This window comes from Mesorhizobium sp. LNHC232B00 (assembly GCF_000502435.1).
GTDB lineage: Bacteria > Pseudomonadota > Alphaproteobacteria > Rhizobiales > Rhizobiaceae > Mesorhizobium > Mesorhizobium opportunistum.
In genome coordinates, this window is record NZ_AYWP01000003.1 from 101,807 (window position 1) to 124,370 (window position 22,564).

General features: G+C 63.0%; 19 protein-coding genes and 2 pseudogenes. 14 read left to right on the top strand and 7 right to left on the bottom strand.

Annotated elements, in window-relative coordinates; translation table 11 throughout:
- Positions 1–162: 162 nt before the first annotated feature.
- The 4 genes from X743_RS163835 to X743_RS163820 all read left to right on the top strand — a co-directional run bounded on the left by X743_RS163835 (position 163) and on the right by X743_RS163820 (position 3,761).
- The gene (locus tag X743_RS163835) at positions 163–897 is read left to right on the top strand and encodes a glycosyltransferase family 2 protein (protein ID WP_031257451.1); all 735 of its coding nucleotides are present in this window, start codon (positions 163–165) and stop codon (positions 895–897) included.
- Positions 890–1,222 (top strand): lipid-A-disaccharide synthase N-terminal domain-containing protein, encoded by a 333-nt coding sequence (locus X743_RS163830; RefSeq protein ID WP_023764145.1) that lies wholly within the window; start codon positions 890–892, stop codon positions 1,220–1,222. Before X743_RS163835 ends, X743_RS163830 begins: the two co-directional genes overlap by 8 nt.
- A 43-nt stretch (positions 1,223–1,265) precedes the next feature.
- A complete protein-coding gene (locus X743_RS163825) occupies positions 1,266–2,915 on the top strand; it encodes a glycosyltransferase family 39 protein (protein ID WP_031257452.1) in 1,650 nt (549 codons plus the stop codon).
- A gap of 75 nt (positions 2,916–2,990) precedes the next feature.
- Complete coding sequence (locus X743_RS163820) at positions 2,991–3,761, top strand: phosphatase PAP2 family protein (protein WP_245264158.1); 771 nt, start codon at positions 2,991–2,993, stop codon at positions 3,759–3,761.
- Positions 3,762–3,773: 12 nt separating this feature from the next.
- Here the strand turns inward: X743_RS163820 and X743_RS163815 are convergent, their stop codons facing one another.
- Complete coding sequence (locus X743_RS163815; protein WP_023764148.1) at positions 3,774–4,517, bottom strand: FMN-binding negative transcriptional regulator; 744 nt, start codon at positions 4,515–4,517, stop codon at positions 3,774–3,776.
- Between the two features lie 43 nt (positions 4,518–4,560).
- Positions 4,561–5,235 carry an alpha/beta hydrolase gene (locus X743_RS163810; protein WP_013895905.1) on the bottom strand — a complete coding sequence of 225 codons (675 nt, stop codon included), beginning with the start codon at positions 5,233–5,235 and terminating at the stop codon, positions 4,561–4,563.
- Between the two features lie 237 nt (positions 5,236–5,472).
- Here X743_RS163810 and X743_RS163805 point away from each other — a divergent pair, with 237 nt between their 5' ends.
- From X743_RS163805 to sufA, 7 genes and pseudogenes are all read left to right on the top strand, one after another.
- On the top strand, positions 5,473–6,651 hold the full coding sequence (locus X743_RS163805; protein ID WP_023764149.1) for a cysteine desulfurase family protein: 1,179 nt from the start codon (positions 5,473–5,475) through the stop codon (positions 6,649–6,651).
- Between the two features lie 246 nt (positions 6,652–6,897).
- Entirely contained in the window at positions 6,898–8,415 is a 1,518-nt protein-coding gene (gene sufB, locus X743_RS163800; RefSeq protein WP_023764150.1) for a Fe-S cluster assembly protein SufB, read from the top strand.
- 26 nt (positions 8,416–8,441) lie between these two features.
- Positions 8,442–9,197: a Fe-S cluster assembly ATPase SufC gene (gene sufC / locus X743_RS163795; protein WP_023764151.1), complete on the top strand. Its 756-nt coding sequence runs from the start codon at positions 8,442–8,444 to the stop codon at positions 9,195–9,197.
- Positions 9,198–9,222: 25 nt separating this feature from the next.
- Positions 9,223–10,496, top strand: a pseudogene (sufD, locus tag X743_RS01000000168645) (Fe-S cluster assembly protein SufD).
- A gap of 185 nt (positions 10,497–10,681) precedes the next feature.
- A complete protein-coding gene (locus X743_RS163790; RefSeq protein WP_023764152.1) occupies positions 10,682–11,923 on the top strand; it encodes a cysteine desulfurase in 1,242 nt (413 codons plus the stop codon).
- A gap of 5 nt (positions 11,924–11,928) precedes the next feature.
- Complete coding sequence (locus tag X743_RS163785) at positions 11,929–12,321, top strand: SUF system Fe-S cluster assembly protein (RefSeq protein WP_023764153.1); 393 nt, start codon at positions 11,929–11,931, stop codon at positions 12,319–12,321.
- Positions 12,322–12,425: 104 nt separating this feature from the next.
- Complete coding sequence (gene sufA / locus X743_RS163780) at positions 12,426–12,806, top strand: Fe-S cluster assembly scaffold SufA (protein ID WP_013895897.1); 381 nt, start codon at positions 12,426–12,428, stop codon at positions 12,804–12,806.
- Positions 12,807–12,940: 134 nt separating this feature from the next.
- On the opposite strand, the gene X743_RS163775 is transcribed toward sufA, so the two are convergent.
- A complete protein-coding gene (locus X743_RS163775; RefSeq protein WP_023764154.1) occupies positions 12,941–13,438 on the bottom strand; it encodes a GFA family protein in 498 nt (165 codons plus the stop codon).
- 92 nt (positions 13,439–13,530) lie between these two features.
- Here X743_RS163775 and X743_RS163770 point away from each other — a divergent pair, with 92 nt between their 5' ends.
- Positions 13,531–13,854 (top strand): TfoX/Sxy family protein, encoded by a 324-nt coding sequence (locus X743_RS163770; protein ID WP_023764155.1) that lies wholly within the window; start codon positions 13,531–13,533, stop codon positions 13,852–13,854.
- A gap of 205 nt (positions 13,855–14,059) precedes the next feature.
- Here the strand turns inward: X743_RS163770 and X743_RS163765 are convergent, their stop codons facing one another.
- Positions 14,060–14,977: a pseudouridine-5'-phosphate glycosidase gene (locus tag X743_RS163765; RefSeq protein ID WP_023764156.1), complete on the bottom strand. Its 918-nt coding sequence runs from the start codon at positions 14,975–14,977 to the stop codon at positions 14,060–14,062.
- Positions 14,978–15,050: 73 nt separating this feature from the next.
- Positions 15,051–15,995, bottom strand: a complete 945-nt coding sequence (locus tag X743_RS163760) for a carbohydrate kinase family protein (protein WP_023764157.1) — start codon at positions 15,993–15,995, stop codon at positions 15,051–15,053.
- Positions 15,996–16,275: 280 nt separating this feature from the next.
- Here X743_RS163760 and recA point away from each other — a divergent pair, with 280 nt between their 5' ends.
- Both recA and alaS read left to right on the top strand, forming a co-directional pair.
- Positions 16,276–17,376 carry a recombinase RecA gene (gene recA, locus X743_RS163755; RefSeq protein ID WP_013895892.1) on the top strand — a complete coding sequence of 367 codons (1,101 nt, stop codon included), beginning with the start codon at positions 16,276–16,278 and terminating at the stop codon, positions 17,374–17,376.
- Between the two features lie 262 nt (positions 17,377–17,638).
- Positions 17,639–20,306 (top strand): annotated as a pseudogene (gene alaS / locus X743_RS01000000168650) (alanine--tRNA ligase).
- Positions 20,307–20,535: 229 nt separating this feature from the next.
- Here the strand turns inward: alaS and X743_RS163750 are convergent.
- Positions 20,536–21,162 carry a glutathione S-transferase family protein gene (locus X743_RS163750; RefSeq protein ID WP_023764158.1) on the bottom strand — a complete coding sequence of 209 codons (627 nt, stop codon included), beginning with the start codon at positions 21,160–21,162 and terminating at the stop codon, positions 20,536–20,538.
- A 66-nt stretch (positions 21,163–21,228) separates the two neighbouring features.
- Positions 21,229–22,440 (bottom strand): NADP-dependent isocitrate dehydrogenase, encoded by a 1,212-nt coding sequence (locus tag X743_RS163745; protein WP_023764159.1) that lies wholly within the window; start codon positions 22,438–22,440, stop codon positions 21,229–21,231.
- Positions 22,441–22,564 lie beyond the last annotated feature (124 nt).

Consider the following 22,564-nt stretch of genomic DNA (forward strand, 5'->3'; position numbering starts at 1 on the left):
GCGGTTTTGTGGCACGCATGGATGATGTCCGTCATGCTTGCTTCATCGTTTCGGCTGGCGTAATGAGGCGCCGCGCCACAAGGTTCTTGCAGCCCACGACCTCGAGCGGCACCGTACGGCATTCAAAACATGCCATATCCGACGACAGAGCCCCGACGCGACATGCCGGACGCATTGATATCCATTGTCATTCCCTGCCGGAACGAGGCGGCAAACCTGCCGTTGCTGATCGACGAGATCGAGGCGGCGATGGTAGGGCGCGACTTCGAACTGATCATCGTCAATGATGGCTCGACCGACGACACTGCGGCTGTTCTTGCCGAACAGGCAGCTCTTCGCCCGTTCCCGGTGCGGGAATTGCGGCACCGGAAATCCGCCGGCCAGAGCCTTTCGGTGCGTTCGGGCGCCTGGGCGGCGCGCGGAGGCATCGTCGCCACGATCGATGGCGATGGCCAGAACGATCCGCAATACATTCCCGTGCTGGTCGACGCCTTGCTGCAGGCCGGCCCCGATTTCGGCGCCGCACAGGGGCAGCGCCTCAAGCGCCGCGACAGCAAGGTCAAGCAATTGGCGTCACGTTTCGCCAATTGGCTGAGGAACGCCATCCTGCATGACGAGACGCGCGATACCGGCTGTGGCCTGAAGGCTGTTCATACCGACATCCTGCGCAAACTGCCGTTCTTCGACGGCACGCATCGCTTCGTGCCGGCCCTGGTCATCCAGGAGGGGTACCGTGTCGTGCACTGCGACGTGGTCGACCGTTCGCGCCGGCACGGCAAGTCGAATTACGGCATTTTCGATCGCGGCCTGCAGGGCGCGCTCGATCTCGGTGGCGTCTGGTGGCTGCGCCGCAGGCGCCGCAGAATGCCAAAGATAGAGGAAATCAAGCGTGTTTAACGTGCTTCAGGAATTGGGCACCTGGCTTCACCAGGTCTTCATCAAGCAATTCGATGCGTGGATCCTGCTCGGCTTCGTCGCGCAGTTCTTCTTCACCATGCGTTTCGTCGTGCAGTGGCTCGCCTCGGAAAAGGCCAAGCGCAGCGTCGTGCCGGTGGCATTCTGGTTCTTCTCGCTGTTCGGCGGCGGCCTGCTTCTGATCTATGCCATCCAGCGCCAGGATCCGGTGTTCATCGCCGGCCAGGCCATGGGCCTGTTCATCTACATCAGAAATCTCTGGCTGATCGCCAATGAGCGCAAGGCGGCGATGACCAAGGTCGATTGAGCAGCCCCGTGCACGTGAACAACATGATCGGAGAGGCTCAAAAATGGCGTTGAACAGGAACTACATCCTTCTCTTCCTGTTCAGCCTGATGATGACGGCCTCGGGGCTGGCATCCCTGCCGCCGATCGACCGCGACGAGTCGCGCTTCGTCCAGGCGACCAAGCAGATGGCGGAGAGCGGCGACTATGTCGACATCCGCTTCCAGGAGGCCTCGCGCTATCAGAAGCCCGTCGGCATCTACTGGCTGCAATCGGCAGCCGTGACGCTGAGCGGCAAGGGCGCTGAAGCCCCGATCTGGGTTTACCGCACGGTGTCGGCGCTCGGCATCGCCATTGCGGTGCTGGCGATCGCCTGGACGGGAACCAATCTTTTCGGAGCGAATGCCGGTGTCGTCGCCGGCCTGGTGATGGCCGCGATCTTCGCCACCGCCTTCGAGGGGCGCGATGCCAAGACCGACGCGATGCTTTTGGCCTGCTGCGTGGCCGCGCAAGGCGCGCTGGCGCAGATCTACCTGGCATCGCGCCGCAACGAACCGGTCGCCGGCCATCTCTGGTGGATTTTCTGGATCGCGCAAGGGGCTGCGATCCTCATCAAGGGGCCGATCGCGCCGCTGCTTTCGGCGCTGACCATCGCGGTGCTGTTTGCCTTCGAGCGCGATGGGCGCTGGCTGTCGAAGCTCAGGATCGGGCGCGGCCTGTTGCTTGTCGTGGTGATTGCGCTGCCCTGGCTCGCCGCGATCACCTGGAAAAGCCATGGCGCCTTCCTGCAGCAGGCCGTCGGCAAGGACATGCTCGGCAAGGTCGCGTCGGGCGAGGAATCGCACGGCCTGCCGCCGGGCTTCTATATGCTGACCTATTCGCTGTTCATGTGGCCGTTCGGCCTGATCGCGGTTGGCGCCGGGTTGCAAGCCCTCAACCGGTTGCGCGACGACCCCAGACTGCGCTTCTGCCTCGCCTGGTACATCCCGTTCTGGCTGGTCTTCGAGTTGATCCCGACCAAGCTGCCGCACTATGTCCTGCCGGCCTATCCCGGCATGGCGCTGTTGATCGGCTGGCTTTTGACCTTGCAGCCCGAGGATGCCAATGCGCCGCTCAAACGCTGGCAGACCTGGTTATGGTGGTCGACGGCATTTGGCCTGGTCGTGGTCAGCCTCGGTCTTGCGGCGGTCTGCGTGGGCGCGCCGATCTATCTCACGCACACATTCTCATGGTGGAGCATCCCGGCCGCGGCGGCGGCGCTCGGCGCCGGCTACCTCGCTTTTTCGCGACAGTTGCAGGTGCCGCTGCCCCGCATCGGTGCCATCGCCGCCTGTGCGGGCATCACCTATGGCTTGCTGTTTGGCGTCATCGCGCCGTCGCTCAAGCCGATCTGGCTGAGCCCGGCCATCGAGGCGGCGGTCAACGCCAACAAGCCTTGCGACACGACGGTGCTGGCTTCGGCTCGGTATCAGGAACCGAGCCTGGTGTTCCTGGTAGGCACCAAAACGGTGCTGACCGATGTCGGCGGCGTGGCGGAACATTTGCTTGCCGATCCCGCCTGCGCACTGGGACTGGCGCCGACCGAGGACGAGCAGAAACTGAACGGCATGCTGTCTGTGCAAGGCAAATCCGTGAACCGCGTCGCCGAGGTCGATGGCCTCAACTATTCGTCGGGAGACAAACTGTCGCTCGGCCTCTATCGTGTGGCGCCATGACGGCTGGTCCATGACAGGGTCGAATTCCCAATGCTCGTGAAAACGCGCCCTTCCGTTTTCGCCAGGCTTGTTGCGGTGAGACGCCGCTCCCTCGACAATTTTCGCGACACGTTGCGGATCGTGAGAAGGCGCTTTGCCGTTCGTCCAGCGCGTTACCCCAACGTCGCATGGCCGGTTTGGGTCGTGGTTTGGGTGTTGCTGACGGCGGCCGCCTTTGTTCGCCTCGACACACCGGCAGGGATTGCTCATGGCCAATGGTCGGGGGCAAGGTTTGCCGAGTTCATGACCCAGTTCGCTCTCGGCGGCTGGTATCTGATCCCATCGGCGCTCTTGCTCGTCGCGGCCAATCTGATCGATTGGCGAAGCCTTTCACGGCGATCGTTGATGCTTGTCTACAACTGGACCTGCCTGGCATTCCTGGTGCTGAGTTCGGTTGGCCTTTCCGGCTTGCTGGTCAATGTCCTGAAATACGCGATCGGCCGCGCCCGCCCGCTCTACTTCCAGGATTTTGGTGTCCTGGCCCTGCATCCTTTTGCCTTCGATGCGCGCTTCGCCGGTTTTCCATCCGGCCATGCCACGACGATGGGTGCCGTGTTCGGCGTTCTTCTGCTGTTGTTTCCACGACGCTGGACCGTCGCCCTTGTGGTCACGGCCTGCATCGCCTCGACCAGGGTCTTCGTCGGCGCGCACTATCCGAGCGACACCGTTGCCGGCTTCGGCCTCGGCTGCGCCTTCGCGCTCGCATGCGGGCTGGTCTTTGCCAGGCTGGGTTTCATTTTCCGCCCGGCAGCCGCGGGCCTGCCGGTCCGCAAAGCATCGTTCCGGCTGATTGCATCGGAACCATAGATCGCTGCCGGATCAATTGCCGCCCAGGCCGCCGTAGGACTTTACCAGGCGAACCATGTCGGACGAATCGGCGACTTCGCTTTCCAGTCCCTGCGCGACGCCGACGCGATCGGCGACGGGACGGTTCTGGCTCACCTTCCACTTGCCGTGGATCTCGCCGATCTCGATCTCCAGCCCAATGATGCCTTTGATCTGCGACTGGATGAAAGGCGCCGGCGCGTCCGTCACCGCCCATGGCGCCTCGCGAACGGCTTCCTGGGAGGCGGTCAGATCGGCGATCTGCCNCGCCGGCGCGTCCGTCACCGCCCATGGCGCCTCGCGAACGGCTTCCTGGGAGGCGGTCAGATCGGCGATCTGCCGTGCCAGCCAGTCCTGGTCATCCATCACCTTGACGGTGCCGCGCACCTGCACGATGGCGTAGTTCCAGGTCGGCACCACCTTGCCGGTCTCGCGCTTGGTCTCGTACCAGGACGGCGTCACATAGGCATCGGTGCCCTGGAAGACGATCAGCACGGGCGACGCCGGATTGTCTGCGATGAGGCGCCATTGCGGGTTGGCCCTGGCCAGATGCGCGCGCAGCCTTCCGTTCGGCGGCAGGCTTTCACTAAGCTCAGAGGGGGCATCAAGCAGGAACGGAATGGCGTTGGCGACCGGGCCGTCCGGCCCGTTCGAGATCAGCATGCCGAGCGGATGCGCCCGGATCAGTCCGTGCAGGACATCCGGCCGCATTTCCTGGAACTGGGGAGGCTCATACATCCGCGCTCGTGCCTTCCTTCTGCTTATCTCAGCCGCCCTTTTGCTATCTCAACCGCTTGGGCCGCGGATCCGACAATTCTCCAGCCAGCCGGCGGTCGAGATAGTCGGAGCATTCCTCGATCAGCAGATCGGCGTCGTTGGCGAAGAAATGGTTGGCGCCGGGCAAGGTCTTCTGCGTGATGGTGATGCCCTTCTGGGTATGCAGCTTGTCGACCAGGCCCTGCACATCCTTCGGCGGCGCCACCTTGTCGGCGTCGCCATGGATGATCAGGCCCGATGACGGGCAGGGCGCCAGGAACGAGAAATCATAAGTGTTGGGCTGCGGCGCGATCGAGATGAAGCCTTCGATTTCCGGCCGGCGCATCAGGAGCTGCATGCCGATCCACGAGCCGAACGAATAACCGGCGACCCAGCAGCTCTTGGAATCCGGATGCAGCGATTGCACCCAGTCGAGCGCCGCCGCCGCGTCCGACAATTCGCCGGTGCCGTGGTCGAATTCGCCCTGGCTGCGGCCGATGCCGCGGAAATTGAAACGCAGCGTGGTGAAATCGCGCTTCTGGAACATGTAGAAGAGGTCGTAGACGATTTTGTTGTTCATCGTGCCGCCGAACTGCGGATGCGGGTGCAACACGATGGCAATCGGCGCGCTCTTTTCCTTGGAGGGCTGGTAGCGCCCCTCCAGACGGCCGGCCGGACCGGTGAAAATGACCTCAGGCATGAAATACTCCACTGTAATACGAATGCGCGGCGCCCGGAACGAACCTTCCTCTGGCCTTGACGCAGGGCGAGCGTCTTCCTAGAAGCTAGTTTAGAACTGTTCAAAACTGAGTGGCCAGACGTCGAGCCCGGCCACCTGCGCCGCAAGCCGCGTAAATAGGACGGCTCGCCTTGGAATTTCAAGGAAATAACGCCATACGACAACCGAATGGCTTCTGACGGGACCAACTGGACGAAAATGGCCGCAAAACGTGCCTATCTCGACTACAATGCCAGTGCACCGCTGCTTGCCGCGGCGCGCGAGGCCATGGTCGCGGCACTTGATGTTGCCGCCAACCCGTCATCGGTCCACGCGGAGGGGCGCGCGGCGCGGCGCCTGATCGAGACGGCGAGGCGTGAGGTGGCGGCGCTGGTGAATGCCAAGCCCGAACATGTCGTGTTCACCTCCGGTGCGACCGAAGCCGCCTCGACGCTGCTTTCCCCCGACTGGCAGATGGGACGCGGCAGCGTGCGCATGAGCCGGCTCTACGTCTCCGAGGCGGACCATCCATGCCTTTTGAATGGCGGGCGCTTTCCCGCGGCGCAGGTGACGCGCATCGGCGTCGATGCCAACGGCATTGCCGATCTCGGCGCATTGGCCACAGCGCTTGGCGGTCACGACAAGGCCGACGGCCTGCCGCTGGTCGCGATCCATGCCGCCAACAACGAGACCGGCGTCATCCAGCCGATCGATCGCATCGCCGAAATCGTCAAGGCGGCGGGCGGTGTCCTGGTGGTTGACGCGGTCCAGGCCGCGGGCCGCGTTTCGATCGATATGTCAGCGGGTTACGCCGATTATTTGGTTCTGTCTTCGCACAAGATCGGCGGCCCCAAGGGTGTCGGCGCCATCGTCGCCGCCGCGGACCTGATGATGCCCAAGCCCCTGGTCAATGGCGGCGGCCAGGAAAAGGGCCATCGCGGCGGCACGGAAAACCTCGCCGCCATTGCCGGTTTTGGCGCTGCCGCGCGTGAGGCCCTGAACGGGCTGCAGGCGATCGATACGGTGCGCAAGCGCCGCGACGAGATCGAGGCCATTGTGAAAACCCTGGTGCCCGAGGCGGAAATCTTTGGAACCGGCGCGCCAAGGCTTGCCAACACGACATTCTTCGCTATTCCCGGCATCAAGGCCGAAACCGCGCAGATCGCCTTCGATCTTGCCGGTGTGGCGCTGTCGGCGGGCTCTGCCTGTTCATCGGGCAAGGTCGGGCCGAGCCATGTGCTGAAAGCCATGGGTTACGGTGACAGTCTCGGCGCCTTGCGCGTGTCGATCGGTTCGGCGACGGGCGCCGAGGATATCGAACTGTTCAGGACCGCTCTGGCGGGCATCGCTGCAAGGCAAGCCGCCAGGGAAAAGGCGGACAGGGAAGAAGCCGCGTAGCGGTTGGGAGCATCGGACCGAAAAGTGCGTAGCGGTTTTCGGGAAAATCCGATGCTTGACTAAGATGTTTTTGGGTCTTTTTTTGACCTGGTAGAGCCGTGCGTTTCATGTTGGCCGGGTGAATTTCCGGTCGAGACGCACTATATGGAACTTACGCTGCCGCGAGCGCTTCTTTGGCGTTCATTTCGGCGGTGCCATAGTTTGAAAACTGTCGGGCCTTGACCCCGGCGTGGATGGAGAACGCATATGCCTGCTGTGCAGGACACGATCGATCGGGTCCGAAAGATCGACGTCGACCAATACAAATATGGATTCCAGACCGAGATCGCTGTCGACAAGGCTCCCAAGGGGCTGAGCGAAGACATCATCCGTTTCATTTCGGCCAAGAAGGACGAACCGTCCTGGATGCTGGAATGGCGCCTGGAAGCCTATCGGCGCTGGCTGACGCTGGAAGAGCCGACCTGGGCGCGCGTCCACTATCCCAAGATCGATTTCCAGGATATCTACTACTACGCGGCGCCCAAGAGCACGCCCGGCCCGTCGTCGCTCAGCGACGTCGATCCCGAACTCCTGAAGGTCTACGAGAAGCTCGGCATTCCGCTCAAGGAACAGGAAATTCTCGCCGGCGTGCAGAAGACCGATGCCTCCGAGCTCGAGGAAGCCAGCGACAATGTCTACAAGTCGGGCCGTGTCGCCGTCGACGCGGTGTTCGATTCCGTCTCGGTGGTCACCACCTTCAAGAAGGAACTGGCGCAGGCCGGCGTCATCTTCTGCTCGATCTCGGAAGCCATCCGCGAGCATCCGGAACTGGTCCAGAAATATCTCGGCTCGGTCGTGCCGACGTCGGACAATTTCTATGCCACGCTGAATTCGGCTGTCTTCACCGACGGCTCGTTCGTCTTCGTGCCCAAGGGCGTGCGCTGCCCGATGGAGCTGTCGACCTATTTCCGCATGAACGAGAAGAACACCGGCCAGTTCGAGCGCACGCTGATCATCGCCGAGGAGGGGGCTTACGTCTCCTATCTCGAAGGCTGCACGGCGCCGCAGCGCGATGAGAACCAGCTTCACGCCGCCGTCGTCGAACTGGTGGCGCTCGACGACGCCGAGATCAAATATTCGACGGTGCAGAACTGGTACCCCGGCGACGCCGAGGGCAAGGGCGGCATCTACAATTTCGTCACCAAGCGCGGCGACTGCCGTGGCGACCGCTCGAAGATCTCGTGGACACAGGTCGAAACCGGCTCGGCCATCACCTGGAAATATCCGAGCTGCATCCTGCGCGGCGACGATTCCCAGGGCGAGTTCTATTCGATCGCCGTGTCGAACGGCTACCAGCAGGTCGACTCTGGCACCAAGATGATCCATCTCGGCAAGAACACGTCGAGCCGCATCATCTCCAAGGGCATCGCCGCCGGCTTCTCGCAGAATACCTATCGCGGCCAGGTTTCGGCGCACCGCAAGGCGACCAATGCCCGCAACTTCACCAACTGCGACTCGCTGCTGATCGGCGACCAGTGCGGCGCGCACACCGTGCCCTACATGGAAGCCAAGAACTCGACGGCGCAGTTCGAGCACGAAGCAACGACCTCGAAGATTTCCGAGGACCAGAAATTCTACGTCATGCAGCGCGGCATTCCCGAAGAGGAAGCGATCGCGCTGATCGTCAACGGCTTCGTCAAGGACGTCATCCAGCAACTGCCGATGGAATTCGCGGTCGAGGCGCAGAAGCTGATCGGCATCTCGCTCGAGGGCTCGGTCGGCTGACCGGACAATATTCAGGAAACAAAAGAATGCTTGAGATCAAGAACCTGCACGCCCGCATCGTCGATGACGGCACCGAGATCATCCGCGGCCTGAACCTGACGGTGAAAGCCGGCGAGGTCGCCGCGATCATGGGACCGAATGGTTCAGGCAAATCGACGCTGTCCTACATCCTCGCCGGCCGCGAGGACTATGAGGTGACCGAGGGCGACATCCTCTACAACGGCCAGTCGATCCTCGAAATGGATCCGGCCGAGCGCGCCACGTCGGGCATCTTCCTGGCCTTCCAGTATCCGATGGAAATACCGGGCGTCGCGACCATGGAATTCCTGAAGGTGGCGATGAACGAGCAGCGCAAGGCGCGCGGCGAGGAACCGCTGAAGATCCCTGAATTCCTGAAGCGGGTGAAGGAAGCCGCGGCCTCGCTCAACATGGACATGGCGATGCTGAAGCGGCCGCTCAATGTCGGCTTCTCCGGCGGCGAGAAGAAGCGTGCCGAGATCCTGCAGATGAAGCTCCTGGAGCCGAAGCTCTGCGTGCTCGACGAGACCGATTCCGGTCTCGACATCGATGCGCTGAAGATCGTTTCCGACGGCGTCAACGCGCTGCGCGCGCCGGACCGGGCGTTCCTGGTCATCACCCACTACCAACGCCTGCTCGAACACATCGTGCCCGACAGCGTGCACGTGCTCTACAAGGGCCAGGTCATCAAGTCCGGCGACAAGTCGCTGGCGCTCGATCTGGAAGCCAACGGCTATGCCGGCGTGATTGGGCAAGCCGCGTGAGATGCCAGAAGGCAAGGTCAAACTGATGAATATGCACACACAACCGCAGCGGACACCGGCCGAGACAGCGTTGATCGACGCCTTCGGCGACCGTCTGTCGCTGTTGCCGGGCGATGGCGCGGTGATGCTGAAGCGCGACGACGCCATTGAAGCGATCAAGCACGGCCTGCCGACGCGGCGCGTCGAATCCTGGCACTACACGGACCTTCGGCGGCTGCTGAACGCGGTGCCGGACTTCGATCCGGCCGCCGCCCCCAAGGCCGTCGCGCCGATCGTCGAAGGCTCTGCCGTGTTGGCGATCCTGAACGGTAAGTCCGATGCGAAGACGCCGGCTGTGGACGGCGTCGCCATTGAGCGCCTGTCGGAAAAGCTGACCGACGGCAGCATCGCGCCGGGGCTCGATCCCTATGGCAGTGACGATGCCATTGGGGCGCTGAACATGGCTTTCGTCGCCGATGGGTATTTTATCGACATCGCCGACGGTGCCGAACTGGAAAAGCCGATCGAATTGCAGAATTTACAGGCCGGCGGCCAGACGCACGTACGCCTGCCGGTGCGTGTCGGTGCCGGCGCCAAGGCGGTCATCGTCGAACGCCAGGCCGGCGAGGGCGCGGCGTTGACTAGTTCGGTCAGCCAACTCGTGCTCGGCGAGGGCGCCGAGGTGACATGGCTGATCGTCCAGGAACAGCCCGAGACCGCGACGCATCTGGCGCAGTTCAAGGCCCATATCGGCAAGGACGCGAAGCTGACCCTGTTCGTCATGAATGCCGGCGGCAGGCTGGTGCGCCAGGAGATCGTGGTCAGGACAACCGGCGAAGGCGCCGATTTCAAGCTGCGCGGCATCAATCTGCTGGCCGGCGACACCCACACCGACGTGACCATGGTTCTCGATCACGCCGTGCCGCATACGACCTCGACCGAAATTGTCCGCAACGTGGTGACGGGCAAGGCGCGCGGTGTCTTCCAAGGCCGCATCAACGTCCATCAGTATGCGCAGAAGACGAACGCCAAGATGGCCTGCAACACGCTGCTGTTGTCGGACGATGGCGAGTTCTCGACCAAGCCTGAGCTCGAAATCTTCGCCGACGACGTCGTCTGCGGCCACGGCGCGACGGTCACCGAGATCGACCACGACCATCTGTTCTACCTGATGGNATGGCGCGCGGTGTCGACGAGAAGAGCGCCCGGGGCCTTCTGGTCAAGGCGTTCGTCGCCGAGGTGATCGAGGAACTGGACGACGAAGCGATCGTCGACGCGCTCGAGGCGCGGCTCGACGGCTGGTTCGTGGCACACGGGTAATTGGATGGGGCCCGGCAAAGCCACCCCTCATCCGTCTCGGCGCTACGCGCCGATCCACCTTCTCCCACAAGGGGAGAAGGTTGGGCGCTCTTCCTTCTCCCCTTGTGGGAGAAGGTGGCCGAGCGAAGCTCGGTCGGATGAGGGGTGTTGCGAGGAACGCGGCCTTGGACGGCAAGGACTTTGAAATGGACCAGAAAGTCGAAAACATCCCTTACGACGTCGAGGCGATCCGCCGCGATTTCCCCATCCTGTCGCGGGAAGTCTATGGCAAGCCGCTGGTCTATCTCGACAATGGCGCCTCGGCACAGAAGCCGCAGGTGGTGCTGGATACGATCCAGCATGCCTATTCCCAGGAATATGCCAACGTCCATCGCGGCCTGCATTTCCTGTCCAATGCGGCGACCGACGCCTATGAAAAGGCGCGGGAAACGGTGCGTCGCTTTCTCAACGCGCCGAGTACCGACAACATCGTCTTCACCTCGAACACGACCTCGGCGATCAACACGGTCGCCTATGGCTATGGCAGGCCCAACATCGGCGAGGGCGACGAGATCGTGCTGTCGATCATGGAGCATCACTCCAACATCGTGCCCTGGCATTTCATCCGTGAGCGGCAGGGCGCCAAGCTGGTCTGGGTGCCGGTCGACGATCTCGGCATCTTCCACATCGAGGAATTCGAGAAGCGCCTGACCGATCGCACCAAACTGGTCGCCATCACCCAGATGTCGAACGCGCTCGGCACGGTGACCCCGATCAAGGAAATCGTGCGCATTGCGCATGCGCGTGGCATTCCCGTGCTCGTCGATGGCAGCCAGAGCGCTGTCCATATGCCCATCGACGTCCAGGACCTCGACTGCGACTTCTTCGTCTTCACCGGCCACAAGGTCTACGGCCCATCGGGCATCGGCGTGCTCTATGGCAAGAAGGATATTCTCCAGGGCATGCGCCCCTTCATGGGCGGCGGCGAGATGATCGAGGAGGTGACGGAAGACATCGTCACCTACAACGAGCCGCCGCATCGCTTCGAGGCCGGCACGCCGCCGATCGTGCAGGCGATCGGGCTCGGTGCCGCGCTGGAGTATATGGAAAAGACCGGCCGCGAGCGCATTGCCGCGCATGAGGAAGACCTCAAGATCTATGCTCATGAACGGCTGCGCGCCATCAACTCGCTGCGCATTTTCGGCGACGCTCCAGGCAAGGGCGCCATCATATCGTTCGAACTCCAGGGTATTCATGCCCATGACGTGTCGATGGTGATAGACAGGCAAGGTGTCGCTGTCCGCGCCGGCACCCATTGCGCCCAGCCGCTGTTGAAACGCTTCGGCGTAACCTCCACATGCAGGGCATCGTTCGGCATGTATAATACCAGGGCCGAAGTCGACGCTTTGGCCGAGGCGCTTGAAAAAGCGCGCAAATTCTTCGGGTGACGATGATGGATGACGCGAGCACCACTGCCGAGACCACCGCGGAAACCGCCGCCAACGCCGTGGTTTCGGCGTCCACCATTCCCGCCGACGAACTGGCGCGGTTGACCGACGACATCGTTTCGGCGCTTAAGACGGTCTACGACCCGGAAATCCCCGCCGACATTTACGAACTCGGCCTCGTCTACAAGATCGACATCGAGGACGACCGCTCGGTCAAGATCGACATGACGCTGACCGCCCCCGGCTGCCCGGTGGCCGGCGAAATGCCGGGCTGGGTCGAAAATGCCGTCGGTGCCGTCGAAGGCGTCTCCGGCGTCGAGGTCAACATGACCTTCGACCCGCCCTGGTCGCCCGACCGCATGTCGGAAGAGGCGCAGGTAGCGGTGGGCTGGTATTAAGTGCAAGCGGAAGGCGCACTTGCGCCAGCGGTAAAACTTCACCATTTTAGGTGAGGAATCATTCGGCAGGCCTTGAACCTGCATGGAATGGAGAAGGAAAAAGAATGGGACGCTTTGCCGTCATCACGATGACCGAAAAGGCCGCCGACCGGGTGCGCGAGATCGTGGCCACGCGTGAGAACGCGCATGGCATCCGCCTCGGCATCAAGAAGGGCGGCTGCGCCGGCATGGAATACACGGTCGACCTGGTGACCGAACCCAACACCAAGGACGACCACATCGAGCGCGACGGCGCCCATGTCTATGTGGCACCCGAGGCCGCGCTTTTTCTGTTCGGCACCGAGATGGATTTCGAGCAGACGACGCTGCGCACCGGCTTCACCTTCCACAACCCGAACCAGAGTTCGGCCTGCGGCTGCGGCGAATCCGTCGAGCTGAAGCCGGCCGACCTGAAGGCGCTGGCCGAGGCACGTGCTTCGGCCTGATCTTCCTTCGCCCCGTTTACGGGGAGAAGGTGGCCCGAAGGGCCGGATGAGGGGCCGCGCCAGCCTCTCCAGAGTTAGCTCCGCCCCTCATCTGCCTGCCGGCATCTTCTCCCCGTAAAACGGGGAGAAGGACGCTACTTCACCCACATCCCCGTCCGCTTGTGCCAGTCGGCGATCGATTCCTCGGGATAGACGTCAAAAGTCTTGTCGCCTTTGCCGACATCCGGCTCGACCCAGTTCGCCTTGTATTTCAGCATCAGATGCACCTTTTCAGGCGGTTTCGGCAGGTCGCTGTCGATCGCCGAGGCGAAGGGATGCACCAGCTCCGGCCAGGTCGGGTCGTAGAGCCAAAGTGCTGATCCACATTTCTTGCAGAAATTGCGCTCGCCGGTCGAGACTTCGCAATGCGGATGCTCGTCGTCCTCGATCTCGGCGCGGTAGACGCCAAGGCTCCTCTTGCCCCGGATGTTCAGGGTCTCATAGTCGGCGCCGAGATTGATGGCGAAACCGCCACCGCCCTGCTGCTTGCGGCAGATCGAGCAGTAGCACAGCATGAATGGCACCGGCGTGTGGCTCTCCACCTCGAAGCGGACGGCGTTGCAGCGGCACGAGCCTTTGAGCAAGACAGGCATGGCGGGAAACTCCGATCGATCCTCTTTCAACCTGTCAGCATGATTTTGGTTGCGGCGATGACAAGGCCTGACGCCGATGACATGATCGCGGCATGGACAATGAACGCATCGCCGAACTGTTCGAGGGCCTCGGCCCGCTCAGCATCCGCAAGCTGTTCGGCGGCAAGGGCATCTATTTCGAAGGCGTCATCGTCGCCATCGTGCTGCGCGGCGAATTGCTGCTGAAGGCCGACGAACAAAGCGCGCCCGACTTCGAAGCCGCCGGCTGCAAGCAATGGACCTACACCGGCTCTCGCCACGGCAAGCTGGTCGCCATGCCCTATTGGAGCGTTCCAGACAGTGCTTTCGATGATCCCGACGAGATGACGGTGTGGGCGCGCCGCGCGTATGAGGCGGGGCGAAGGGCTGGGAAGTGATGCCAACTTGCGGACGTTGCGGGACAGTACCCCCCTCTGGCCTGCCGGCCATCTCCCCCGCAAGGGGGAGATTGGCAGCTCAACTGCCGGCTCTCGCTTTCAACGTCTGCGATTGGCGAAGGCCGGAGTGACAAGCAATCTCCCCCCTTGCGGGGGAGATGTCCGGCAGGACAGAGGGGGTGCTGTCCCGCCGACATTGGCCGCCCTACAGCGCCTTCGCAATCCGCGCCGCCAACCGCGCATTGTTTTCGACCAGGGCGATGTTGGTCTTCAGGCTCCGGCCGCCGGTCAGTTCGAGGATTTTCGACAACAGGAACGGCGTCACCGCCTTGCCCGTCACATTGAGCGCCTCTGCCGCCTTCTGAGCCGCCCCGATATAGCCGGCCATCTCCTCAGCCGGGATTTCGTGGTTTTCCGGCACCGGATTGGCGATCAGCATGCCGCCATTCAAGCCTAGTGCAGCCCTGGTCCGGAAGAAATGCGCGATCTCTTCCGGCTTGTGCAGGGTCAGCGGCGCGCGGAACGGCGACTGCCGCGACCAGAAGGCCGGCATCGTCTCGCAGCCAGCGCCGACGACAGGCACGCCGCGCGTTTCCAGCACTTCCAGCGTCTTTTCAATGTCGAGGATGGCCTTGGCGCCGGCCGAGACGACGATGACCGGCGTGCGCGCCAGTTCGTCGAGATCGGCGGAGATGTCAAAACTCTTTTCCGCGCCCTTGTGCACGCCGCCGATGCCGCCGGTGGCGAACACTTTTATGCCGACCATGTGCGCCGCGATCATGGTGGCGGCGACCGTGGTGCCGCCGGTGCGCCCTTGCGCGACGGCAAAGCCGAGATCGGCACGCGACAGCTTCATGGCATCGCCCGTCATGGCCAGCGATTCCCGCTCTCCATCCGCAAGGCCGATCTTGATGCGGCCGCCGACCACTGCGATCGTCGCCGGCACGGCGCCGCCGTCACTGATGATCTTTTCCACATCGGCCGCCATGGCGCCATTGTCGGGATAGGGCATGCCATGGGTGATGATGGTGCTTTCCAGCGCCACCACCGGCTGGCCGGCGGCGAGGGCCCGCGCCACCGGCGCATGGACGTCGATGAAGGGGTGGGCGGTTTCCGGGTTCATCTGGATCTCCAAGCTGGAGCGCCCGCATCTATCTCGACGCTAGCCGGCGCTGCGGACCATGAATTTGCCGGTCTCATGCCATTTCCTGCGCATCCGGCACAAGGGCCAGGGCTTGCACGAAGGATGCCTCGCTGAAATCGGGAACGGCGTCCGCGCTTTCGATGGCCAGCGTCGCCGCCGCGACGCCGTCGCGCAAGGCCTCGCGAAAAGGCAGACCGCGCAGCAAGGCCGCGATCGTTGCACCTGCCAATGCGTCGCCGGCTCCGGTGACATCGGCGATTTTTCTCGGGGCAGGCGGCAAGATCGAAAAGGCGCCTGCTTGGTCGAAACCCAGCACCGCGCCGCCACCTGCGGTAACCACACCGCTTCTGAGACCGCTGCAGCGCAGCCCGTCGACGACAGCCGGATTCGCGGCATTTGCGTTGACGCCCGCCAGCACGATGGCCTCGCTCCGGTTCATGAAGACCAGCGCCAGCGCGCCGAGCACCGGCATCAGCCGCACCACCTTGGCCGGCGAAATGGCAATCGCGTACACCGGCTTGCCCGCGGCGAGTGCGACGAGCCGCTCCAGCGCCGAGGACGGCAAATTGGCGTCGCACAAGATGGCATCGGCGGCCGCGACCACCTCCCGCACCTTGGAACGCCTGATCTGCTTGGGAAACGCCAGGTCGTAGAGAGCCATGTCGGCAAAGCCGACGATCAGTTCGCCCTCGCGGTCGATCAGCGCCGTGTAGCTCGGCGTGGTTCGGTCGAGGAACACCGCCGACAGATCGGCGATGCCAGCTTCCGCTATGGCGCGCGAAACGGTGTCGCCCGCCGCATCGCCGCCGCGCATCGACATCAGCGAGGCCGACACGCCGCGCCGCACCGTGCTGCGCAATGCATTGAAGACGCCGCCGCCGACATCCTCGCGCATCGTGCCGGGATTGGACGCGGCGGGCACATAGGCGCCGGACACCTGGCCACGCCGGTCTATGTGGGCGCCGCCCACGGCCAGTATCTTTGCGGATTTCACCATGCCGGCGATATGCCCTTTGTTATTCCTGCCGCACAAGCGTTAGGCTGCGGATGGAGTTTCGCACGCAAGGCAGCGATTCGGCGAACCGAAACAATCGAGCTGTCTGGCCCAATGCGAGGTGCATTGCTGTTCGATCTCTTGGTACGAAAAAAGAACAAATCCGGATATCACTTGTTTTTCAGATGTTTGATCCCTCTTGCCAAACGAGAACAAAAAAGGTACAAAATGGTAGGGATTACGGATTGTCCGGCCTTCATTGACGACCAAGGGGTGATGTATCATGGCTCAGAATTCTTTGCGGCTTGTAGAGGATAAGGCAGTGGACAAATCAAAGGCTCTGGATGCGGCGCTGTCGCAAATCGAGCGGGCTTTCGGCAAGGGCTCGATCATGCGGCTCGGCGCGAACGAGCAGGTCGTCGAGATCGAGACGGTGCCGACCGGCTCGCTCGGCCTCGACATCGCGCTTGGCGTCGGTGGCCTGCCGCGCGGCCGCATCATCGAGATCTACGGGCCGGAAAGCTCGGGCAAGACGACGCTGGCGCTGCACACGGTGGCCGAAGCCCAGAAGAAGGGCGGCATCTGCGCCTTCGTCGATGCCGAGCATGCGCTCGATCCGGTCTACGCCCGCAAGCTTGGCGTCGATCTCGAAAACCTCCTGATCTCGCAGCCCGACACCGGCGAGCAGGCGCTGGAAATCTGCGACACGCTGGTGCGTTCCGGCGCCATCGACGTGCTGGTGGTCGATTCGGTCGCGGCGCTGACGCCACGCGCCGAAATCGAAGGCGAGATGGGCGATTCGCTGCCGGGTCTGCAGGCCCGTTTGATGAGCCAGGCGCTGCGCAAGCTCACCGCCTCGATCTCGCGCTCCAACACCATGGTCATCTTCATCAACCAGATCCGCATGAAGATCGGCGTCATGTTCGGTTCGCCCGAAACCACCACTGGCGGCAATGCGCTGAAGTTCTACGCCTCGGTGCGCCTCGACATCCGCCGCATCGGTTCGGTCAAGGACCGTGACGAGGTCGTCGGCAACCAGACCCGCGTCAAGGTGGTCAAGAACAAGCTGGCGCCGCCCTTCAAGGTGGTCGAGTTCGACATCATGTACGGTGAAGGCGTGTCCAAGACCGGCGAACTGGTCGATCTCGGCGTCAAGGCCGGCGTGGTCGAGAAATCGGGCGCCTGGTTCTCTTACAATTCGCAGCGTCTCGGCCAGGGCCGCGAAAATGCAAAACTGTTCCTGCGCGACAATCCCGATACGGCGCGTGAGATCGAACTGGCGCTGCGGCAGAATGCCGGGCTGATCGCCGAGAAATTCCTCGAAAATGGTGGCTCTGAGGGCAATGGCGACGACGGTTTCGAGGATGAAGCCGGCGCGATGTAGGCTAATGGCCGGAGTTCGGCCATAATTCCTGCCTATGATCCAATGCTTATGTAATCGAGTTCTTTAGTACCGCGTCCAAAACCGCCGGCCTTCGAGCCGGCGGTTTTTGTTTTTGGGCTGCCGGCAAGCTGGTGGATTGGCCCAATTCCGTGTTTCTGGACAGGGTGAAGCGTGCCCGCTAAAAGGCCCAATCTATCTCTGCAAAAAGCAGAGCCCATTTCCGCCGGGTTGCCGGCGGTTTTCGCGAAAAAAGGCAGCAGTCATGAGTGGCGTGAACGAAATCCGGTCGACATTCCTCGACTATTTCCGCAGGGAGGGCCACGAGGTCGTCGCCTCGAGCCCGCTCGTGCCGCGCAACGACCCGACATTGATGTTCACCAATGCCGGCATGGTGCAGTTCAAGAACGTCTTCACCGGTTTGGAGAAGCGGCCCTATTCGCGCGCCACGACTGCTCAGAAGAGCGTTCGCGCCGGCGGCAAGCACAACGACCTCGACAATGTCGGCTACACCGCGCGCCACCTGACCTTCTTCGAGATGCTCGGTAATTTCTCGTTCGGCGATTACTTCAAGGAACGCGCCATCGAACTTGCCTGGAACCTGATCACCAAGGAGTTCGGGCTGAAGAAGGACAAGCTGCTGGTCACCGTCTATCACACCGACGATGAGGCGGCCGGCTTCTGGAAGAAGATCGCCGGTTTTTCGGACGACCGCATCATCCGCATACCGACCTCGGACAACTTCTGGGCGATGGGCGACACCGGTCCATGCGGGCCGTGCTCGGAGATCTTCATCGATCGGGGCGAGCATATCTGGGGCGGTCCTCCCGGTAGCCCCGAAGAAGATGGCGACCGGTTCCTCGAATTCTGGAACCTGGTCTTCATGCAGTATGAACAGGTGACGAAGGAGGAGCGCATCGACCTGCCGCGCCCGTCGATCGACACCGGCATGGGCCTGGAGCGCATGGCGTCCATCCTGCAGGGGGTGGAAAGCGTCTTTGAGACCGACCTGTTCCGGCACCTGATCGACGTGGCGTCCTCAGCGCTCGGGCGCGCTCCCGATGCGGAAACCGTGGCCTCCTACCGCGTCATCGCCGATCACCTGCGCTCGTCCTCCTTCCTGGTCGCCGACGGCGTGCTGCCGTCGAACGAAGGACGCGGCTATGTGTTGCGCCGCATCATGCGCCGCGCCATGCGCCACGCGCAGTTGCTCGGCGCGCACGAGCCGCTGATGTGGAAGCTGGTGCCGGCGCTGGTGCGCGAGATGGGCCAGGCCTATCCCGAACTGCTGCGCGGCGAACAGTTGATCACCGAGACGCTGAAGCTCGAGGAGACGCGCTTCCGCAAGACGCTGGTGCGCGGCCTCGGCCTGCTCTCGGAGGCGACGGAAACTTTGCATGCCGGCGACATGCTGGACGGCGAGACGGCCTTCAAGCTCTACGACACCTACGGCTTCCCGCTCGACCTGACGCAGGACGCGCTCCGCCAACGCAACATCTCGGTCGACCTTGCCGGCTTCAACAATGCGATGGAGCAGCAGAAGGCCGAGGCGCGCAAGCATTGGACCGGATCCGGCGAGGCCGCCACCGAGACGGTATGGTTCTCCGTGCGTGAAAAGACCGGCGCCACCGAGTTCCTCGGCTACGAGACCGAGCAGGCGGAAGGCCTCGTCCAGGCGCTGGTCAAGGACGGTAAGACCGTCGACAGCGCCGGCAAGGGCGACGCCGTTGCGGTGGTCGTCAACCAGACGCCGTTCTATGGCGAGTCCGGCGGTCAGGTGGGCGACACCGGCATCATCTCGGGCGAAGGATTTTCGATCGAGATCTCCGACACGCAGAAAAAGGCCGACGGGCTGTTCGTGCATCTCGGCAAGGTGGCAAGCGGCGCCGTCAAGGTAGGCGCTGCCGTCGAGCTCAAGGTCGACCATGCGCGGCGCACCAGGCTGCGCGCCAACCATTCGGCCACGCATCTGATTCACGAGGCGCTGCGCGAGGTGCTGGGCACCCATGTCGCGCAGAAGGGCTCGCTGGTCGCGCCCGAGCGCCTGCGTTTCGATATCTCGCACAACAAGCCGATTTCACCGGAGGACCTCGAAGAGGTCGAGCGGATGGCCAATGAGATCGTCGTCCAGAACGGCCCGGTGACCACGCGCCTGATGTCCGTCGACGACGCCATCGCCGAGGGCGCCATGGCGCTGTTCGGCGAGAAATACGGTGACGAGGTGCGCGTCGTCTCGATGGGCACCGGTGTGCATGGCGCCAAGGCCAACCGGCCCTATTCGGTCGAACTCTGCGGCGGCACCCATGTCCGGGCGACCGGCGATATTGGTTTGGTGCGTGTCGTGTCGGACAGCGCCGTCGCCGCCGGCGTGCGCCGCATCGAGGCATTGACCGGCGAAGCCGCGCGCAAACATCTCGACGAGCAGGACAGGCGTTTGAAGGCGACGGCAGCCGTGTTGAAGATTTCGCCGGCCGATGTGCCGGCGCGCGTCGAGACGCTGCTCGAAGAGCGCAAGAAGCTCGAGAAGGAATTGACCGAGGCTCGCAAGAAGCTGGCTCTGGGCGGCGGTGCCGCGGCCGGCGCGCCTTCGGAAAACGAGACGGTCGCGGGTGTCGGCTTCCTCGGCAAGACGNGTCTCCGGTGTGTCACCGAAGGATCTGAAGCCGCTGGCCGATGCCGGCAAGACGTCGCTCGGCTCCGGCGTCGTCGTCTTCGTCGGCGCCGGCGAGGACAACAAGGCCAGCGTCGTCGTCGCGGTCACCGACGACCTCGTCGGCCGCTTCAGCGCTGTCGACCTGGTCCGCGTCGCCTCGGCCGCGCTGGGCGGGCAGGGCGGTGGCGGACGGCCGGACATGGCGCAAGCCGGAGGCCCGGATGCTTCCAAGGCCAACGACGCGATCGCGGCTGTGAAGGCGGCGCTCGAGGCGGTGTAGGCGAGGACTGTTATAGCAACGGTCGGAGGGACAGTGCCCCCCTCTGTCCTGCCGGACATCTCCCCCACGAGTGGGGAGATCGGACGTCGCACCGGCTTTCGCCAATCTCCCACGTGGAAACAACCGCGCCGGAATAGGCGCCCGGCGGACGCTGCCAATCTCCCCCCAAGTGGGGGAGATGTCCGGCAGGACAGAGGGGGGCACTGTCCCGCAGACGTCTCAACACTTGTCAGCCGACTTTTTCAGTTCGAACGAAGCTCGGCCACGCCGCAATGCGCGCATACCAGTCCCGGATATCCGCGAACCGCGCCAGCAGCTGTTGCCCCTCGCTGACCTTGACGAAATAGGCAATGATCGGCGCCGCATGCAAGTCGGCCAGTGTCAGCCGCTCGCCAATCAACCATGGTCCCTCCGCCTTCAGCGAGGTCAGCACGTTGAGCACCGTCTCCGCTTGCCGCAGCCCGCCGGCGATCAACGCCTCATCCGGCGCTTCCTTCTCCAGCCGCTCGACGGCGACATCCCAGACCATTGACCGGTAGCCATAGGCGTCGAGCATGCCGATGATCTGGCCCATCCTGGCGCGGCCGCGCGCGTCGGCAGGCTGCAGCGCCGGTCCTTCGAAGGCCTCGTCGACATAGCGCGCGATTGCATTTGTTTCGAACAGCCGAAACCCGTCATGCTCGAAAGCCGGAATGCGGCCGAAAGGATGGTGCTCGAGATACCAGGCTGGGATGCCCTCGGCGGCAAAGATGTCGACCGGCACGAGTTCGTGGTCGACGCCTTTCTCCTGCAGCGCCATCCGGGCGATGCGCACATAGACGCTGTAATCCGCGCCGTACAGGATTGGCTTGATCATGCTTTCGCTCTCGGTGGACTAAAAAGCGAAAGCCCCTTTCGGAGCCTTCGCATCCAGACTGCCGGCTTACGCCATCGCCTTCTGCAGATTCTCGTCGATCTTGTCGAGGAAGCCGGTGGTCGAGAGCCAGGGTTGGTCGGGGCCGATCAAGAGCGACAGGTCCTTGGTCATGAAGCCGCTCTCGACGGTCTGGATGCAGACCTTCTCCAGCGTGTCGGCAAACCGCTTCAATTCTGCATTGTCGTCGAGCTTGGCGCGGTGGGCGAGGCCACGCGTCCAGGCGAAGATCGAGGCGATCGAGTTGGTCGAGGTTTCCTCGCCCTTCTGGTGCTGGCGATAGTGGCGGGTGACGGTGCCGTGCGCGGCTTCGGCTTCCACCGTCTTGCCGTCCGGTGTCATCAGCACCGAGGTCATCAGGCCGAGCGAGCCGAAACCTTGCGCCACCGTGTCGGACTGGACGTCGCCATCGTAGTTCTTGCAGGCCCAGACATAGCCGCCCGACCATTTCAGGGCGGAGGCCACCATGTCGTCGATCAGGCGGTGCTCGTACCACAGCTTCTTCGACTTGAACTCGGCCTCGAATTCGGCCTCGTAGACTTCCTGGAAAATGTCCTTGAAGCGGCCGTCATAGGCCTTGAGGATGGTGTTCTTGGTCGACAGGTAGACCGGATAGTTGCGCAGCAGGCCGTAGTTCAGCGAGGCGCGGGCGAACTCGCGGATGGACTCATCGAGATTGTACATGGCCATGGCGACGCCGGCGCCGGGCGCATCGTAGACATCGTGCTCGATCACCTGGCCGTCCTCACCGACGAACTTGATGGTCAGCTTGCCCTTGCCGGGGAAGCGGAAATCGGTGGCGCGGTACTGGTCGCCGAAAGCATGGCGGCCGACGATGATCGGCTTGGTCCAGCCGGGCACCAGGCGCGGTACGTTCTTCATGATGATCGGCTCGCGGAAGATGGTGCCGCCGAGGATGTTGCGGATGGTGCCGTTCGGCGACTTCCACATCTTCTTCAGCTTGAATTCCTCGACGCGCTGCTCGTCGGGGGTGATCGTCGCGCATTTCACGCCGACACCGTATTTCTTGATGGCGTTGGCCGAATCGATCGTCACCTGGTCGTTGGTGGCGTCGCGATGCTCGATGCCGAGGTCATAATATTCGAGCTTGAGGTCGAGATAAGGGTGGATCAGCTTGTCCTTGATGAACTGCCAGATGATGCGGGTCATCTCGTCGCCGTCGAGTTCGACGACCGGGTTCGCCACCTTGATCTTCGCCATGGAAAGAATGCCTCGTTGCTGGGATATGGGACGGCCTTGCCCGCGTGGCGTTCGGCCGGGGATGCGCCCGTATATCAAAGCGTTTTTGGCCACGCAAACGGCGATCGGTCACGAATGCGAGCCC

What these genes read in the sequence shown, in the direction of transcription:
- X743_RS163750 (WP_023764158.1), bottom strand. Translation starts at nt 21,162, where the DNA reads ATGATCAAGCCAATCCTGTACGGCGCGGATTACAGCGTCTATGTGCGC.
- sufC (WP_023764151.1), top strand. Translation starts at nt 8,442, where the DNA reads ATGCTTGAGATCAAGAACCTGCACGCCCGCATCGTCGATGACGGCACC.
- X743_RS163810 (WP_013895905.1), bottom strand. Translation starts at nt 5,235, where the DNA reads ATGCCTGAGGTCATTTTCACCGGTCCGGCCGGCCGTCTGGAGGGGCGC.
- X743_RS163790 (WP_023764152.1), top strand. Translation starts at nt 10,682, where the DNA reads ATGGACCAGAAAGTCGAAAACATCCCTTACGACGTCGAGGCGATCCGC.
- X743_RS163765 (WP_023764156.1), bottom strand. Translation starts at nt 14,977, where the DNA reads ATGAACCCGGAAACCGCCCACCCCTTCATCGACGTCCATGCGCCGGTG.
- X743_RS163835 (WP_031257451.1), top strand. Translation starts at nt 163, where the DNA reads ATGCCGGACGCATTGATATCCATTGTCATTCCCTGCCGGAACGAGGCG.
- X743_RS163770 (WP_023764155.1), top strand. Translation starts at nt 13,531, where the DNA reads ATGGACAATGAACGCATCGCCGAACTGTTCGAGGGCCTCGGCCCGCTC.
- sufB (WP_023764150.1), top strand. Translation starts at nt 6,898, where the DNA reads ATGCCTGCTGTGCAGGACACGATCGATCGGGTCCGAAAGATCGACGTC.
- X743_RS163760 (WP_023764157.1), bottom strand. Translation starts at nt 15,995, where the DNA reads ATGGTGAAATCCGCAAAGATACTGGCCGTGGGCGGCGCCCACATAGAC.
- X743_RS163745 (WP_023764159.1), bottom strand. Translation starts at nt 22,440, where the DNA reads ATGGCGAAGATCAAGGTGGCGAACCCGGTCGTCGAACTCGACGGCGAC.
- X743_RS163805 (WP_023764149.1), top strand. Translation starts at nt 5,473, where the DNA reads ATGGCCGCAAAACGTGCCTATCTCGACTACAATGCCAGTGCACCGCTG.
- X743_RS163785 (WP_023764153.1), top strand. Translation starts at nt 11,929, where the DNA reads ATGGATGACGCGAGCACCACTGCCGAGACCACCGCGGAAACCGCCGCC.
- recA (WP_013895892.1), top strand. Translation starts at nt 16,276, where the DNA reads ATGGCTCAGAATTCTTTGCGGCTTGTAGAGGATAAGGCAGTGGACAAA.
- X743_RS163775 (WP_023764154.1), bottom strand. Translation starts at nt 13,438, where the DNA reads ATGCCTGTCTTGCTCAAAGGCTCGTGCCGCTGCAACGCCGTCCGCTTC.
- sufA (WP_013895897.1), top strand. Translation starts at nt 12,426, where the DNA reads ATGGGACGCTTTGCCGTCATCACGATGACCGAAAAGGCCGCCGACCGG.
- X743_RS163825 (WP_031257452.1), top strand. Translation starts at nt 1,266, where the DNA reads ATGGCGTTGAACAGGAACTACATCCTTCTCTTCCTGTTCAGCCTGATG.